At 75.7% G+C, this 15,826-nt stretch carries 15 protein-coding genes and 1 tRNA gene; 9 read left to right on the top strand and 7 right to left on the bottom strand.

Annotated elements, in window-relative coordinates:
• Window positions 1–124 precede the first annotated feature (124 nt).
• The 5 genes from ACI780_RS10630 to ACI780_RS10610 all read left to right on the top strand — a co-directional run bounded on the left by ACI780_RS10630 (window position 125) and on the right by ACI780_RS10610 (window position 5,443).
• On the top strand, window positions 125–1,327 hold the full coding sequence (locus ACI780_RS10630; protein WP_457002795.1) for an acyltransferase domain-containing protein: 1,203 nt from the start codon (window positions 125–127) through the stop codon (window positions 1,325–1,327).
• Entirely contained in the window at window positions 1,324–2,289 is a 966-nt protein-coding gene (locus ACI780_RS10625; RefSeq protein ID WP_457002793.1) for a beta-ketoacyl-ACP synthase III, read from the top strand. Before ACI780_RS10630 ends, ACI780_RS10625 begins: the two co-directional genes overlap by 4 nt.
• Window positions 2,290–2,366: 77 nt before the next feature.
• On the top strand, window positions 2,367–2,606 hold the full coding sequence (locus ACI780_RS10620; RefSeq protein WP_089403103.1) for an acyl carrier protein: 240 nt from the start codon (window positions 2,367–2,369) through the stop codon (window positions 2,604–2,606).
• A 50-nt stretch (window positions 2,607–2,656) separates the two neighbouring features.
• Window positions 2,657–3,895: a beta-ketoacyl-[acyl-carrier-protein] synthase family protein gene (locus ACI780_RS10615; RefSeq protein ID WP_457002791.1), complete on the top strand. Its 1,239-nt coding sequence runs from the start codon at window positions 2,657–2,659 to the stop codon at window positions 3,893–3,895.
• A gap of 135 nt (window positions 3,896–4,030) precedes the next feature.
• The gene (locus ACI780_RS10610) at window positions 4,031–5,443 is read left to right on the top strand and encodes an acyl-CoA carboxylase subunit beta (RefSeq protein WP_457002789.1); all 1,413 of its coding nucleotides are present in this window, start codon (window positions 4,031–4,033) and stop codon (window positions 5,441–5,443) included.
• Between the two features lie 188 nt (window positions 5,444–5,631).
• Here ACI780_RS10610 and ACI780_RS10605 read toward each other — a convergent pair whose 3' ends face one another.
• Window positions 5,632–6,132, bottom strand: coding sequence for a DUF3145 domain-containing protein (locus tag ACI780_RS10605; protein ID WP_089403106.1), 501 nt, complete (start codon window positions 6,130–6,132; stop codon window positions 5,632–5,634).
• Between the two features lie 353 nt (window positions 6,133–6,485).
• A complete protein-coding gene (locus ACI780_RS10600; RefSeq protein WP_456870234.1) occupies window positions 6,486–7,610 on the bottom strand; it encodes a diguanylate cyclase domain-containing protein in 1,125 nt (374 codons plus the stop codon).
• A 114-nt stretch (window positions 7,611–7,724) separates the two neighbouring features.
• Between ACI780_RS10600 and ACI780_RS10595 the strand changes: the two genes are divergently transcribed.
• Window positions 7,725–8,642 carry a maleylpyruvate isomerase N-terminal domain-containing protein gene (locus tag ACI780_RS10595; protein ID WP_457002787.1) on the top strand — a complete coding sequence of 306 codons (918 nt, stop codon included), beginning with the start codon at window positions 7,725–7,727 and terminating at the stop codon, window positions 8,640–8,642.
• Between the two features lie 4 nt (window positions 8,643–8,646).
• On the opposite strand, the gene ACI780_RS10590 is transcribed toward ACI780_RS10595, so the two are convergent.
• Entirely contained in the window at window positions 8,647–9,867 is a 1,221-nt protein-coding gene (locus ACI780_RS10590) for a M23 family metallopeptidase (protein WP_457002785.1), read from the bottom strand.
• A gap of 441 nt (window positions 9,868–10,308) precedes the next feature.
• On the opposite strand from ACI780_RS10590, the gene ACI780_RS10585 reads away from it, so the two are divergent.
• Complete coding sequence (locus ACI780_RS10585; RefSeq protein WP_457002783.1) at window positions 10,309–10,758, top strand: DUF1707 SHOCT-like domain-containing protein; 450 nt, start codon at window positions 10,309–10,311, stop codon at window positions 10,756–10,758.
• Window positions 10,759–10,810: 52 nt separating this feature from the next.
• On the opposite strand, the gene ACI780_RS10580 is transcribed toward ACI780_RS10585, so the two are convergent.
• Window positions 10,811–11,170, bottom strand: a complete 360-nt coding sequence (locus tag ACI780_RS10580; RefSeq protein WP_457002781.1) for a hypothetical protein — start codon at window positions 11,168–11,170, stop codon at window positions 10,811–10,813.
• Window positions 11,171–11,302: 132 nt separating this feature from the next.
• On the opposite strand from ACI780_RS10580, the gene ACI780_RS10575 reads away from it, so the two are divergent.
• Window positions 11,303–11,379 (top strand) — tRNA-Ile (locus ACI780_RS10575).
• 53 nt (window positions 11,380–11,432) lie between these two features.
• On the opposite strand, the gene ACI780_RS10570 is transcribed toward ACI780_RS10575, so the two are convergent.
• The 3 genes from ACI780_RS10570 to ACI780_RS10560 form a co-directional block, all read right to left on the bottom strand.
• Window positions 11,433–12,185 (bottom strand): ParA family protein, encoded by a 753-nt coding sequence (locus tag ACI780_RS10570; RefSeq protein ID WP_457002779.1) that lies wholly within the window; start codon window positions 12,183–12,185, stop codon window positions 11,433–11,435.
• The gene (locus tag ACI780_RS10565; protein WP_457002777.1) at window positions 12,182–13,900 is read right to left on the bottom strand and encodes a CHAD domain-containing protein; all 1,719 of its coding nucleotides are present in this window, start codon (window positions 13,898–13,900) and stop codon (window positions 12,182–12,184) included. The genes ACI780_RS10570 and ACI780_RS10565 overlap by 4 nt, the downstream gene beginning before the upstream one ends.
• Before the next feature lie 295 nt (window positions 13,901–14,195).
• On the bottom strand, window positions 14,196–14,882 hold the full coding sequence (locus tag ACI780_RS10560) for a TIGR04222 domain-containing membrane protein (protein WP_457002775.1): 687 nt from the start codon (window positions 14,880–14,882) through the stop codon (window positions 14,196–14,198).
• A gap of 158 nt (window positions 14,883–15,040) precedes the next feature.
• Between ACI780_RS10560 and msrA the strand changes: the two genes are divergently transcribed.
• Window positions 15,041–15,556, top strand: a complete 516-nt coding sequence (gene msrA, locus ACI780_RS10555) for a peptide-methionine (S)-S-oxide reductase MsrA (protein ID WP_456870226.1) — start codon at window positions 15,041–15,043, stop codon at window positions 15,554–15,556.
• The last annotated feature ends 270 nt before the right edge of the window (window positions 15,557–15,826 follow it).

Below are 15,826 nucleotides of genomic sequence, written 5' to 3'. Positions count from 1 at the left end.
CCACGGAAACGGCCTCCGGAGGGCATCTGGGCCGTCGCTCTTGTAGGAACCCTCCAAAGGGTTCCGGTCCGCTTTCGTGGCGGCTGCGCGCGCGAGGGGCCCGGACGTCTGACACGGTGAGGAGGTGCTGGCCGTCCTCGCCCCCGGACAGGGTGCCCAGAAACCCGGGATGCTCACCCCCTGGCTGGAGCTCCCAGGAGCCGAGCCCTTCTTCCGCTGGGCCGGCGCGATCGCCGACGCCGACCTGCTGACCCTCGGCACCACCGGCGACGCCGAGGCGATCCGCGACACCGCGGTCACCCAGCCGCTCGTGGTGGCGATGAGCCTGTTCGTCGCCCGCGAGCTCGGCGGCCTGCCCGGCCCGGTCGCGCACTCGCCGCACACCGGCCGCGACGTCGTCATCACCGGGCACAGCGTCGGCGAGCTCACCGCCGCCGCGCTGGCCGGCGTCCTGTCGGTCGAGGCGGCGATCGCGCTGACCGCCGTCCGCGGCCGGGCGATGGCCCGGGCCTGCGCGCTCACCCCGACCGGCATGTCCGCCGTGCTCGGCGGCGAGCCCGGCGAGCTCGAGGCCGCCCTGGCGGAGCGCGGGCTGGTGGCCGCCAACCTCAACGGGGGCGGGCAGGTCGTCGTCGCCGGGCCGCTGGAGGGGCTGGCCGCGCTCAAGGCCGAGCCGCCGGCGAAGGCGCGGGTGGTGCCGCTGTCGGTGGCCGGCGCCTTCCACACCGCCTACATGGCCCCCGCCCGCGAGGAGCTCGAGGTGCTGGTCGGCGGGCTGCGGCCGGCCGACCCCAGCCGGCTGCTGCTGTCCAACGCCGACGGCGCGGCCGTCGACTCCGGCGCCGAGGCGCTGTCCCGCCTGGTCAGCCAGGTGACCAGCCCGGTGCGCTTCGACGCGTGCCTGGCCACCATGCGCGACCTCGGCGTCACCGCCGCGATCGAGCTGCCCCCCGCCGGCGCCCTGGCCGGCCTGGCCAAGCGCGAGTGGAAGGACGCCGGCGTCGAGGTGCTGGCGCTGGCCGGCCCCGGCGACCTCGACCGCGCCCGCGCCCTCATCGACGCCGCCCGCGGCCGGCCCGAGGCCGAGCACCGGCCCGACTGGCGGGTCGTCGTCGCCCCCGTCCGCGGCACCGTCAGCCCCGCCGACGTCGCCGAGGGCACCCGGCTGGCCGCCGGCACCCCGCTCGGCTGCATCCGCAGCCGCCGCGAGGAGGTCAACGTCTCCGCCGGCTACGACGGCGTCCTCGCCGAGTGGCTGGTGCAGGACGGCGACCTCGTCGACGCCGGCACCCCCCTCGCCCGACTCTTCCCGGAGGTCCCCGCGTGAGCATCCGCCTGGCAGCCGGCGCCCCCGGCGCCCGCGTCCTGGGACTCGGGGCCTACCGCCCGCGGCGGCGGGTCACCAACGACGAGCTCGCCCAGGTGATGGACACCAACGACGAGTGGATCCGGACCCGGGTCGGCATCGAGGAGCGCCGCTGGGCCGACGAGGACGAGACGCTGGTCGAGATGTCCGTCGCCGCCGGCGGCAAGGCGCTGGCCGCCAGCGGCCTGGACCCCGACGAGGTCGACCTGGTGGTGCTGGCCAGCGCCAGCCTCACCCACCCCATCCCCGGCATCGGCCCGCAGGTGGCCCACCGGCTGGGCATCCCGCGCCCCGGCGCCTTCGACCTCAACGCCGGCTGCGCCGGGTTCTGCTACGCGCTGGAGGTCGCCTCGTCGGCCATCCGCATCGGCTCGGCCCGCAACGCGCTCGTCGTCGGCGTGGAGCGGCTCACCGACGTCGTCGACAAGACCGACCGCTCCACCGCGGTGATCTTCGCCGACGGCGCCGGGGCGGCCGTGCTGGGCGCCGCCGAGGAGCCCGGCATCGGCCCGGTCGCCTGGGGCAGCGACGGCGACCAGTACTCCGCGATCGAGATCGCGGCCGGCACCGGCACGATGACGATGGCCGGGCAGGCGGTCTACCGCTGGGCCACCACGCGGCTCACCGAGACGCTGGAGCAGGCGATGGAGGCCGCCGGCGTGGGCCCCAAGGACATCGCCGTGTTCGCCCCGCACCAGGCCAACCTGCGCATCGTGGAGTCGATGACCAAGCGGCTGGGCCTGGGCCCCGACGTGGTCGTCGCCCGCGACATCGTGCGGTCGGGCAACACGTCGGCGGCGTCGATCCCGCTGGCGCTGACCGCGCTGCTGGAGTCCGGCGAGGCGAAGAGCGGTGATCTGGCGCTCGTCCTGGGGTACGGAGCGGGCCTGACCTTCGCCGGCCAGGTGCTCACCCTGCCCTGAGCCGCCCCACAGATCCCCGGACCCCCCGGGACCGACGGCGGGATCCCCCCGCCCCCACCGAGAGAGAGGACCCCCGCGTGAGCGAGGACATCCAGGCAGGTCTGGCCGAGATCCTGGAGGAGGTCGCCGGGGTCACCCCCGCCGACGCCACCCCGGAGAAGTCGTTCACCGAGGACCTCGACGTCGACTCGCTGTCGATGGTCGAGATCGCCACCGCCGTCGAGGACAAGTTCGGCGTGGCCATCCCCGACGACGAGCTCGGCAACATCAAGACCGTCGGCGACGCGATCAGCTACATCCAGAAGAACCAGGGCTGACGCCGGTCCCCCGGCCGCCCGCGCCCGCACGCCCCAGGAGAGGACCCGTCATGAGTTCGCACGACGACGTCGTCGTCACCGGCCTCGGAGCCACCACGCCGCTGGGTGGCGACGTCGCCAGCACCTGGGACGCGCTGCTGGCCGGACGGTCGGGGGTCCGCCGGCTCACCGACGACTGGGTGCAGCAGTTCCCCGCCCAGCTCGCCGCGACCCTGGCCACCGACCCCGCCGAGCAGATCGACCGCGTCCGCGCGCGCCGGCTCGACCGCAGCCAGCAGGTCGCGGTCATCGCCGCCGAGGAGGCCTGGGCCGCCTCGGGCGCCGCCGACGCCGGCGTCGCCCCCGAGCGCATCGCCGTCGTCTTCGGCACCGGCATCGGCGGGGCGATGACCCTGCTCGGCCAGGACGACGTGCTGGAGGCCAAGGGCCCCAAGCGGGTCTCGCCCTTCACCATCCCCATGCTCATGCCCAACGGCCCGGCCGCGGCCGTGGGCCTGGCCGTCGGCGCCCGCGGCGGCGTGCACGCCCCGGTCAGCGCCTGCGCCTCCGGCGCCGAGGCGATCCGCTGGGGGCTGGACCTGCTGCGCCTCGACCGCGCCGACGTCGTCCTGGTCGGCGGCGCGGAGGCGGTCGTGCACCCGCTGCCCATGGCCGGGTTCGCCGCGATGCGCGCCATGAGCACGCGCAACGACGAGCCCGAGCGCGCCTCGCGGCCGTTCGACAAGGGCCGCGACGGGTTCGTCCTCGGTGAGGGCGCCGCCGCGCTCGTGCTCGAGCGCGCCGACTCCGCCCGTGCCCGCGGCGCCACGCTGCACGCCCGGCTCGCCGGGGCCGGGGCCACCGCCGACGGCTACGACCTCGTCGCGCCGCACCCCGAGGGTGAGGGCGCGGCCCGCGCCATCGGCGCCGCCCTGCGCGACGCCGGCCTCTCCCCCGCCGACATCGGCCACGTCAACGCGCACGCCACCTCGACGCCGGTCGGCGACACCGCCGAGGCCTCCGCGATCCGCAGCGCGGTCGGCGAGCACACGCTGGTGTCGGCGACCAAGAGCCAGACCGGCCACCTGCTCGGTGCCGCGGGCGCCCTGGAGTCGGTGTTCACCGTCCTGGCGCTGCGCGACCAGGTGGTGCCCGCGACGGCCAACCTCGACGACCCCGACGACGACGCCGCCGTCCAGGCGCTCGACATCGTGCGCCGCGAGCCGCGCAAGGCCACCCTCACCGCCGCGGTGAACGACTCCTTCGGTTTCGGCGGGCACAACCTGGCGCTGGTCTTCACCACCGTCTGAGCAAGGACCCCGCTGCCCCCCGCCACTCGCTCCGCTCGCGGCGGGCCCCTGCAGCGGGGCCGTTCCAGCACCTCACCCGGCCTAGCGGGGCCGGACCTCGACCGCCGGCCCCGCGCCGGCCTCTGGAGACCCCTGGTGACCACGCTGCACGCCGTCCCGACGCTGCCCAGCCCCGACCCGCGCGACCCCGAGGACCGCCTGCAACGCCTCCTCGACGACGGGTCCCTGGACCTGCTCGCCCCGCGCGACACCTCCGGCGTCCTGGCCGCCCGCGGCACCGTGGAGGGGTCCCCGGTCATCGCGTTCTGCACCGACGCGACGGTCATGGGCGGGGCGATGGGCGCCGACGGGTGCCGGCACGTCGTGGACGCGATCGACACCGCGCTGCGGGAGCGGGTGCCGGTCGTGGGCGTGTGGCACTCCGGCGGCGCCCGGCTGGCCGAGGGCGTCACCGCGCTGCACGCCGTCGGCGAGGTGTTCGCCGCCATGGTCCGCGCCTCCGGGCGGATCCCGCAGGTCTCGGTCGTCCTCGGGCCCGCCGCGGGCGGCGCCGCCTACGGCCCGGCGCTCACCGACCTGGTGGTCATGGGCCCGGCCGGGCGGGTGTTCGTCACCGGCCCCGACGTCGTCCGCTCCGTCACCGGCGAGGACGTCGACATGGAGAGCCTCGGCGGCCCCGACACCCACGGCCGCCGCAGCGGCGTCGTCCACGTGGTCACCGACTCCGAGGCGGCGGCGCTGGACACCGCCCGCCAGGCCGTCGGCCTGCTGGCCGCGCAGGGCTCGTTCGGCCCGGGCGCGCTCGGGCCCGGCACCGACCTGCGCGCGCTGCTGCCCGAGCGGGCCAACCGCGCCTACGACGTCCGGCCGCTGGTCGCCGCGGTGCTCGACGGGCCGGGGCTGGAACTGCACCCGCGCTGGGCACCCAACGTGGTCACCACGCTGGGCCGGCTGGCCGGGCGCACGGTGGGCGTGGTCGCCAACAACCCGCTGCGGCTGGGCGGCTGCCTGGACTCCGCGTCGGCGGAGAAGGCGGCCCGGTTCGTGCGGATGTGCGACGCGTTCGGCGTCCCGCTCGTGGTGCTCGTCGACGTCCCCGGCTACCTGCCCGGCGTGGGCCAGGAGTGGGACGGCGTGGTGCGCCGCGGCGCCAAGCTGCTGCACGCCTTCGCCGAGGCCGTGGTGCCGCGGGTGACGCTGGTGACCCGCAAGGCCTACGGCGGGGCCTACATCGCCATGAACGCCCGCTCCCTGGGCGCCACCGCGGTGTTCGCCTGGCCGGGCGCGGAGGTGGCCGTCATGGGCGCCAAGGCCGCCGTCGGGATCCTGCACCGCAAGAAGCTCGCCGCGGTGCCGCCGGGCGAGCGGGAGGCGCTGCACGCCCGGCTGGCCGAGGAGCACGAGCGGATCGCCGGCGGGGTGGACCGCGCGCTGTCGATCGGCGTCGTCGACGAGGTGGTCGAGCCCTCGCGCACCCGCCGGCGGCTGGTGGAGGCGCTGACCGCCGCCCCGGCCGGCCGCGGGGCGCACGGCAACATCCCGCTCTGACCGGAGGACGGGTCGTCCGGACGCGGAGAGGCCCGCCACCGCTGCAGCGGTGACGGGCCTCTCGAGAGGTCGTCCGGACGCCGCTTCCCCGACGGCGTCCGGACGACCTGGCCAGGAGCCTACGACGGCGGGCCGGGGAGCCTCACGTCGTGTGCCTCAATCGTGACCGGGGGACCTCGGAGGACACCTCAGACGACCTGGTGCAGCCAGGTCGTCTGGCTGCCGTCGCCGGCGTACCGGTAGACCTCCAGGTCGGCGTCCCACGCCGCGCCGAGGAGCTGGTCGACCCCGTGGCGGAACGCCTCGACCGACGTGGCGGTCGCCGCGAGGGTGCGCAGCTGCTGCTCGGTGACGACGAGGTCGCCGTTGGCACTCGTCGGCGCCCGGTAGACCCCGTGCCCGGGCACGTAGGACATCCGCTCGCCGTCGTTGCCGTGGCTGGCCTCCTCGGTCACCTCGAAGCGCAGCATCGGCCACGCGCGCAGCGCGGCGACCAGCTTGGCGCCCGTCCCGGGAGCACCGGTCCAGGCCACCTCGGCACGGTAGGCACCGTGCGCCGCGGGCTGCTCGGCCCACGACAGGGAGACCGGCGCGCCGACGACGCGCTCGAGCGCCCACTCGACGTGCTGGCAGAGCGCCTTCGGGCAGGAGTGCACGAAGACGACACCCTGGGTAGACCGTCGCTGCACGAGGCACCTCCATCGACTCGATCGGTCTCGTCTTCCCCAACGGACGATCGGTTCGGTGACAGGCTGTGGTCAGCTCCGGTGGACCAGGGATCCACCGACAGTGTGCACGATGGACCACCGGTAGCGCCAGTGCGGATGCGGCGGCTGGTGCAGGTGTGACCTCCGCCGCCCCTGACGGCACGGAAGCGCTGGTCAGCGCCATACCACGGAGGTCGCGCGCCTGCCCGGCCACCCCCGGGTCGCCCTGACGGTACCCCGGGGACCCGGTCACGGGCGGTGGCGGCCGGTCGAGTCCCGTAACCCCGCCTCGGCTTCGCCTGTCACGGTGGGTCACCGCCACGCGGGCGGGACGGTCACCGTGCGAGATCGTGCACCCGGTCCCCGCCGGCCGCCTTGGCCCGGTACATGGCCGCGTCGGCGCGGTGCAGCACGTCCGCGACGGCGTCGTCGGCGTGCACCAGGGCGCAGCCGACACTGCCGGTCACGCCGCACCCGGCACCCACCTCGGCGACGGCGGCCCGCAGCCGCCCGGCCAGCGCGGCGTCGTCGCCGGGCGCCGGGCAGTCGGCGAGGACGGCGAACTCGTCCCCGCCCATGCGGGCCACGGTGTCGGTCTCGCGGACCGCCGCGCCGAGCGCCGCGGCCACCCGGCGCAGCACGGCGTCCCCCGCGGCGTGGCCGTCGCGGTCGTTGACGCCCTTGAACCCGTCGAGGTCGACGACGCAGACCACCGCCCGCTCGCCGCGGCCGGCGCGGACGACGGCCTGCGCGACGCGCTCGAGGAAGACCCGGCGGTTGGGCACACCGGTCAGGGGGTCGCTGGCGGCCAGCGCCTCCAGCGTGCGCACGAGCACGACCTGCCGGTCGTGGGCGGCCCAGTGGTTGGCGGAGGTGAAGGTGCACACGAGGGTGACGGTCACCAGGACCGTGGCCACGAACAGCGAGCGCGAGTCCAGCGGGCCGGCGACCAGCAGCGTGTAGCAGGTCGCCGTCGCCGTGCCGGTGAGCACGACGCCGGCCGGCGGGTAGGCCACCGCCATGAACGCCAGGTTGAGGAAGAACAGCACCGACAGCGGGCTGTCGGCGCCGCCGTCGAGGCGGGCGGCCACGGTGATGACGGTGGTCACCGCGGCGCTCCAGGCGTAGAAGAACACCCCGCCCCGCAGGTCGCGGAACATGCGGCGCAGAGGGAGCAGGAGCAGCACGGGCGCCCCGAGGACCACCGAGGCGGCCAGCACGAGCAGCACCGGGTGCCGGTGGCCCGGGGTGGGCGTCACCAGGGTGTAGGCCAGCGAGGCGAGGCCGGCGACCTCGCTGAGCAGCACGCCGGAGCGCACGTGGCGGATCCAGTAGCGGGCCCGCTCCTCGTCCTCGGCGAGCGGGCGGTACAGCCCGGTGCCGACCCAGCCCGGCAGCCGGCGCAGCGCCGCGCGGAGGGGCCCGGCGCCGGGGCCTCTCCCGGCTGCTGCGTCGTCCACGACGGGGTCATCGGACGGCGCCGTCCGCATCTGCAGGCGACGGACCGACACCTCCCCCTCCGGGGTGGCACGGCTCGCACCGGGAACCGCCGGCGGCTGGGTAGGGACGCCTGCGTGGACGACGACACGGCGGAGCACGAGCGCGAACGGGGACTGGCCGGTGCCGGGCGGGAGGTGGTCGGGCCGCTGGTGCTGGAGGCCTGGGACACCTTCCTCGGGCAGGCGGCCGCGGTGGACCTCGACCGGCCCACCCGGCTGCCCGGGTGGCGGGCGCACGAGATCTGCGTGCACCTCGGCGCCTGGCCCGACCACGCCGCGCTGGAGGACCTGCAGGCCTCGGCGCGGGCCGGCGGCACGGGCACCCCGCCGGACGTCGACGCCACGAACGCGCGGGTGACCGCCGCGCACCGCGACGCCCCGCGCGAGGAGGTGCTGGCGGCGCTGCGCCGCAACCGCGAGGCGACGGTGCGCTACCTCGCCGACGCGCCGGCCGGGCTCGACACCGCGCCGGCCGTGTCCACGGTGGGCCGGCTGCCGATGCTGTCGGTGGTGCTCGGCCAGGCCTACGAGCTCGCCGTCCACGGGCTGGACCTGGTGCCGCTGGGCGCTCCCCCGCCGCCGCCGTCGGTGCTGCAGGCGGGGCTGGCCGCCCTGGCGGAGGTCACCGGGGCGCTGGCGGCGGCGTCGGGCATCGCCGGCGGCGCGGCGCTGCTCACCCCCGAGGGCGGCTGGGTGTTCGCCGCGGACCCGCTGGGCTGGACGGTGCGACGGGTCGACGGCGACCGCCCGCCCGGCGCCGTCGTCGAGGCCGCCGCCGACGTGCTCCTGGAGGCCGCGTCGGGACGGGTCAACCCCGCCGCGGCGCTGGTCCGCCGGCGACTGCGGGTGCGCGACCTGCCGGAGCTGATGCGCCTGGCGCCCATCGTCGAGGCCGCGCCGGGGATCCCGGGCGGGCCGATCCTCGCGCTGGCCGCCCGCACCGTCGGGGGCGCGGGCGACCTGCTCGGCCGGCTGCGCGGCCGCCGGGGATGACGAGCTAGCAGGCGCCGCCCAGCGAGACGCCGTGCGCCTCGAGCCACGGCACCGGGTTCACCCGGCTGGCGTACAGGCCGCCCTCGTGCACCTCGAAGTGCAGGTGCGGGCCGGTCGACTGCCCCTTGTTGCCCACCGTCGCGATCTGCTGACCGGCGCTGACCACCTGGCCGGCGGACACGGTGAAGGTGTCGACGTGGCCGTAGAGGGTGATGCGACCGTCGTCGTGCTGGACGTAGACGGCCTGGCCGAAGCCGCTGGCCGGGCCGGCCTGCAGCACGACGCCGCCCTCGGGGGCGTAGACGGGGGTGCCGATCGGGGCGGCGATGTCCACGCCCTGGTGCATGGTCCCCCAGCGCGGGCCGAAGCAGGACGTCACCCGGCCGGTGGTCGGCGCGATGCCCCCGCCGGCGGCGGACTGGACGTTGACGGCGGCCTGCTGCTGGGCGCTCTGCTGGGCGGCGTAGGCCGCTTCGGCGTCGGCGACCCCGCGCAGCCGCAGCAGCTCGACCTCGGCGGCGCGCAGCTGCTCGTCGAGGCGGGCCTTCTCGGCGGCCACGCCGTCGTACTCGGCCTGGGCCTGCGCCAGGCGGGCCTCGGCGGCGGCCTGGGTCTCGGCGGCGGCGCGGGCGGCGGCGTCGCGCTCCTCGACGGCGGCGCGGGCGGCGGCGTCGGCCGCGGCCTCCTGCGCCTCGAGCAGCTCGAACTCCTCCAGCGTCTCCGCGCGCTGGTCGCCGAGCAGGTCCAGCGTGGCGGCGCGCTCGAGGACCTCGCGCGGCCCGTGGCTGTCGAGCAGCACCGAGGCGGTGCCGGCGAGCTCGCCCTGGCTGCCCATGTAGGCCTCGCGGCCGAGCTCGACGACCTCGTCCTGCGCCTGCGCGACGGCGTCCCGGGCGGCCTGCAGCGCGGCGGCGGCGAGCTCGGCCTGCTGCTGGGCGGCGGCGAGCTCGGCCTGCGCGACCAGGGCGGCGTCCGCCGCGGCCTCGGCCTCGACGGTCATCCGCTGCAGCTGCTCCTCGGCGGCGGCGACCTGCGCCTTGACCCGCTCGACCTCGGCGACGAGGTCCTGCTCGGCGGCCTCCGCGGCGGCGACGTCGTCGGCCGGGTCGGCGAACGCCGGGGCCGACGCCGTGAGCAGGAGGCCCAGGGCGGCGCCGGTGGCGACCACGGCACTGCGGAGACGGCGGGCGGAGCGCGGGCGGGTCCGGTGGTGCAGGGTCGCCAAGACGGCGGATCTCCGTTTCCTCGTGACCGCTTCCCGGGCCACCGGGCGTCCGGAGTGGACGCACGGCTCACCCGCGTCCGGCGGACGGGGGCGTGACCGGACCGGGGCCTCGACGGAGGTCCCGGTCCCCGGCACGGTGGCCGGCGGTCAGGCGGGATCCGGCCGGCGTCCTCGCGGATCGAGGGGCGGTGGGCCCGGCAGGACCGCGGGCGAACGTACTACGGGATCCCGGGTGCAGGTAACGAAACGGTCAACTACCCGGCGCGTCTGCTTGCACCTACGGCGCTGTGACCTGCGGGTCTGACGGGACGTGTGGGGCAGCACACGCTCCGGAGGAGTGACTCCCACGGCCCGTCGCGCCCGTGACGCCGCTCACAGGCCGGTCACAGGATGCCGGGGGACGCTGGCCCGCCGTTACCCGCAGAGCAAGGGGAGAAACACATGAGCGGATCGGGCACGCCGTCACCGGCGCCGCCGCTGCGGGCGGCCGACAGCGACCGGGTGGCGACGGTGCAGGTGCTGCAGGACGCCGTCGCGCGGGGGCTGCTGACACTGGAGGAGGGCGGCGAGCGGATGGCGGCGGCGTTCGCGGCGGTGCACCTGCGCGACCTGGTCCCGCTGACCGCGGACCTGCCGCCGGCGCCGGCACGGCCCGGCGCGCCGGGCTGGCGGCCGCTGGGGCTGATGGCCTGGGAGCAGCTGCGCACCACGATGACCGACGCGCGCACCGGTCGTCCGGCGGCGGTGCGGATCGCCCTGGTCACGGTGCTCACCCTGATCGCGCTGCTGCTGGTGGCCGCGCTGGTGCTGCACGGGCTGGCCGACCCGTTCGATGGCCCCGACGGGTTCCGCGGCGGTCCGGCGGAGGGGTTCCGCGGCGGCCCGGGCTGAGGTCGAGGGACCGGCGGCACCGTCCCTGTGGAGGGCGGCGCGACGGCGGTGCTCACGCTGGGTCGCCGCTGGTCCCGCCGGTGGTGCCGTCATCGGTGGTGCCGCCCTGTTGGACGACCGGCGACCCGGTGTCGTCGGCGGCCGCCGAGCCGACGGCGAAGCCCCCGGCCCCGCCGATCGCGAGCGGGGCCGCCGCGGCCGCACCGGCGGCGGCCCGCTTCCTCAGCCGGGAGGGCGTTCGCTGGGGCGCACCCGGGCCGGTCGGGGTGCTGCTCACCGGGGGCGCGTCCGCCGTCGCGGTGCGGTACGGGGCGGACGCGGCGTCGGCCGGGACGTGCTCGGGGTCCCGGGCGGGGATCGTCGACGGCTCCCAGCGGTTGCCGCTGGGGGTCGGGGACGGGTGGTCGTTCACGGGTGCTCCTCGTGGTCCGGGGAGCACCACCGTGGCGGCCGTTGCTGGCGGGCAGCCGCACGCCGGCTGTGAGACGGCTCGACGTCCCGGCCGGCCCGCCGGGGACGTCTGGCAGGCTGGACGGCACCGTCCGGGGCGGTAGCTCAGCCGGTCAGAGCACGGGACTCATAATCCCTGGGTCGTGGGTTCGAGCCCCACCCGCCCCACCACCGTCCTCGAGACACCTGCACATGGCGCGCACGGACAGATCCGTGCCCGTGCGTCAGCCGGTGTCGGCCAAGCGCGACTGCACCCGGGCCCAGAGCGCCTCGTAGGCGGTCGTCGCGGAGCTCGCCGGCGCGAACGCCGGGACCGGTGCGCGCTCCTCGGCCATCTGCTCGATCACCACTCGGCTCGGGATCGCCTCGGGTACGACGGACGCGAGGTCGTTGGGCAGCCGTTCGGTGAACTCGCGATGGGCCTTCTTGCGGCTGTCGACCATCGACAGGAAGCCCATCACCTCCGGCTTGCGTCCCGGCATCGTCTGGACGAAGTCGATGAGCTGGTCGTAGGTGCGCACCGAGAGCCTGGCGGGGATCAGGGGGACCAGCAGCACGTCGCAGGCGTGGACGACGTTCTCCGACATCAGGGACACGCTCGGCGGGCAGTCGAGGACGACCAGGTCGTAGTCCTTCCTCAGGGGCACGAGCAGGCGGCGTATCCGATCCGTGGGGCGCTTGGTGGAGTCCAGGTCCAGGTCGAGGTTGCGGTAGCTGAAGTCGGCCGGCATCAGGTCCAGGTGGTCGAAATCGGTCCCCTTGATCCCGTCGTCCACCGTGCGCTTGCCCTTGAGCAGGGCATGACCGCCCCCCTTCACCTTGGGCTTGACCCTGAACAGGTACGTGGCCGCACCCTGCGGATCGAGGTCCCACAGGAGGGTGCGCAGACCGTCGCGGGCCGCGAAGTAGGCGATGTTGACCGCGGCCGACGTCTTACCGACGCCTCCCTTGATGTTGTACGTGGCCACGACCTTCACCGACCCGCTCCTGCCACTGCGGTGACCGGCTCCGCCGGCGCCGTACGGCGCCGACCCGGGTCGGCCGTGCGACGCCGCGCCGACCGCCGGGAGAACCTCCCGAACACGGCGGCGAACCGCGCGCGGGACGTGTCCTGGTCCTCCTGCAGCCGGGCAGCCAACTCCCCCATCGCGAAGATCGTCCGGACGGAGACACCGTCGACGGACACCAGGTCGGTGGCGAGTGCCTGGAGCGCCTCGCACTGGGCCTCGCTGTCCTGGAACGTCCCGAGCACGTCTTGCAACGCCTTCAACTCCTTGACGGCGACGCGGGCGTCGGCCGGATCCGTCGGCGGGGCAGAGGTCTCCAGCAGGTAGCGCAGCTCCTTGACCCGCTTGCGCAGGTCGTGCAGGGCCTCGGGAGGCGATGCGTCCGTGATCCGCGATCCGCGGCGGAGCACACGACGCTGGGCGCGATCGAGCCGTTCCCCGACCACCTCGGCCGCGATCGGTCCCGCACGGGGCTGCCCGTCCCAGGTCGCCAGCTCCAGCAGCGAGGCGCGCCATCGTGCGCGGAACCGCTCGAACCGCGGCGACCGCAGGCCGGCCACGAGCCTGCGCCGCTCGTCCGCACGGAGCTCGGTGAGGCGGAGGACCAGCGGTTCCAAGTCCTCGCGCCGGGCGCCCGTCAGACCAGCGGTCAGCGACGGCAGCTCCTGCAGGAGGACGTCGAGGTCGCGCGACGGCGTGGTGAGGTCGCCGAGCAGCTTCAGCTGAGGAGTCGCCCACGCGACCAGGGCGGGCGGCAGCACGTCGCCGAGCAGCTTGATCGCCGAGCGACTGCGCCGCACCGCGACCCGGAAGTCGTGCAGGAACTCGACGTCGACGTCGTCGACCGTGCCGTCCACCGCGGCCTCCAGCTCGCCGAGGAAGGACAACAGCACCCTGGCCACCGCCACGCGGGCGGGGAGTCCGGGCTCCATGACGGTCCTCGAGCGCGCGTCGGGATCGACTCCGGCGGCGCGCAACGCTGCCGGGTAGCGCGACGGCGTACCGGGGACCAGCCCCGCGCGGCGCGCGATCCGGGCGGCGCACTCGCCGGCCGCGTCGTACCCCCGCACGGGGATCAACCACAGGCCCCCCGGCAGCGGATCGCGGCGACCGGAGATGCTGGCCGGACGGTCGTGGACCAACCGCACCACGGTCTTGCCCTCGGCATCCAGCAACCTGCCGGTGACGGACGCCCCCGATGCCTCCACCATCGGCAGCAGGGCGCGCACCCCGAGGACCGGTTCGAGGTGCGTTCGGAGGCCGTGGGGCAGACCCGCCACCAGGCGCGGCCAGCCGAGGGTGTCGGGCCCGGCCGTGACGGTCGCACCGTCGGGGAGGCTGAGCTCCAGCACGCACCCGCCGCCATCGGGGCCTTCGACGGCGGTCAGCGCCATCCCACTGCGGAACAGCCGCAGGTCGACGCTGTCCAGCCACGTCCGGCGCCTACCCACCGGGCGGTCCATCGCGACCGTGTACTCGGCCGCCAACGCCGCGAGGGCAGCGGGTACCGCCGTCGATGCCGGGCCGGTCCAGAACCGGCCGCCGCCAACGCCACCCATGGGCGTTCCTCTCAGCCCAGCGACCTCGGTCAGGTGTCGCGCATTGTGTCGGTCGCACCTGACCACCAGGGGAAGGCGCGCCCGTCGGCCGCCATCACACATCACGGGTGCGGCCCGGGGACACATCCCGTCCACGTCCTGCCGGCCGAGTTCGCGACCCACACGTCCGTGGACGGGTGTGCCGCCGCGGCGGCCGCTGACGGGACAGCGGCCTGTGACGGGCGTCCGAGGCGCAGGGAACGGACGCGATCGGCCAGGGCTGGTCAGCACCGACGCACGGGCCGCCTGACTCGTGATCCCTGGGACGTGGGTTCGAGCCCCACCCGCCCCACCGGTCCTGTGCCTCCCGTCGGGCCGATGCCTCGGCGCCGGCCGAGACGGACGCCGGAGGTGGTCGACCCGGTGAGGGCGGGAGCCGACGTCAGCACCCGCCGCCGTCGCCACCGCCCCCGCCGCAGTCGCCGCCACCGTCGCCGAACCCGCCTGCGTATCCCCCGCCCCCACCGCCCTCGTGACCCGTCGCGGAGTAGCGGTGGCCGGCGGAGGCTGACGCGGTCTGCCGCGGGACCGGCGCTGACGGCACGCGCGAGGCCTCGAAGAGGGCGACACGCAGGGCTGAGTCCCGCATCGCCTCAGGACCCCACAGGCTCACGCGCACGCTGTCCGTGGCGATCGACGCCGGCTCACGACGGAGCTGCCGCAGCGTCCGTCGTCCGGCACCGGTGAGCGACAAGGCCGACCAGAACCTCAGGCGCATCGGCTCCGGACCGCGGTCTCGGGCGAGCAGTCCGTCGTCCCTGAGGCGCTGGCCGATCGAGGTGAGGCGCACGTCGTCGCGCAACCGCCAGCACACCGTGCCGAACGAGGCGTTCCCCCGGATGCCGACGGCGTCGAGGACGGCGGCCTCCAGGTCGGCGCACGGGCGGCGGTGGACCAGCATCGACTCACCCGTGGACCGCGCTGCCCGCAGGACCCCCGTCTCGACCAGGGAGACCACCGCGGCCGCGACGGCGCGTCGTGGTCCGCCGGTGAGGTAGGCCGTCTCGTACACGTCGAGGCTGCGCGTTCCGGTCATGGCCGTCGTCCTGGCTCGAGGTCCGGATGACACGATCGCCACGAGGGTCTCAGGGACCACCGCGCTCCGGAAGCCCGTCTCTCCCGCGATCTCCGGTGAGGGCCTCCAGCGGCAGCCCCGTCACGACGTCGGGCGGAATCCCTGCGCCTCCGGTGGTGTTCTGCCAGCGTCCTAGAGAGGAAGGTCAGACGATGACCACTGAGACGGCGATCCTGGCCGGCGGCTGCTTCTGGGGTGCGCAGGAGCTGCTGCGCAAGCGCCCGGGGGTGCTGTCGACCCGAGTCGGGTACTCGGGCGGCGACACGCCGAACGCCACCTACCGCAACCACGGCGACCACGCGGAAGCGGTCGAGGTCGTCTTCGACCCCGACGTGATCTCCTTCCGCGAGCTGCTGGAGTTCTTCTTCCAGATCCACGACCCGTCGACGGCGAACCGTCAGGGCAACGACGTGGGCCGGAGCTACCGCTCGGCGATCTTCTACACCAGCGACGAGCAGAAGCGCGTCGCCGAGGACACGATCGCCGACGTCGACGCCTCGGGCCTGTGGCCCGGCAAGGTCGTCACCGAGGTGACCGCGGCCGGCCCGTTCTGGGAGGCCGAGGAGGAGCACCAGGACTACCTGCAGAAGTACCCGTACGGCTACACGTGCCACTTCGTGCGGCCGGGCTGGGTGCTGCCGCGCCGGCAGGAGCAGTCCGCTCGATAGCTCGCGTGTGAACACCGGAACGGCGGGTGCCCCAGGCACCCGCCGTTCTCGCGTCCCCGGCCACCCAGGATCAGGAGCGGGCGTCGGGGGCGGGCCGGTAGCCGGCCATGAGCTCGTGCGACCAGGCCGGCTGGCGCACCTCGCCGCGGGGGGTGACCCGGCCGATCGGTGCGACGTCCACGGCGAGCACCCCGTCACGTCGCGGCGGCCCCCGACGGTCGCCGGCCGCCCCTAACCTCGATCACGTGAGCCGAGACCACGACGAGCACG

It is taken from the genome of Geodermatophilus sp. SYSU D00814, assembly GCF_054050055.1.
Note: the sequence above shows the minus strand (reverse complement) of the source record. Positions and strands in the feature narration are given on the sequence as shown.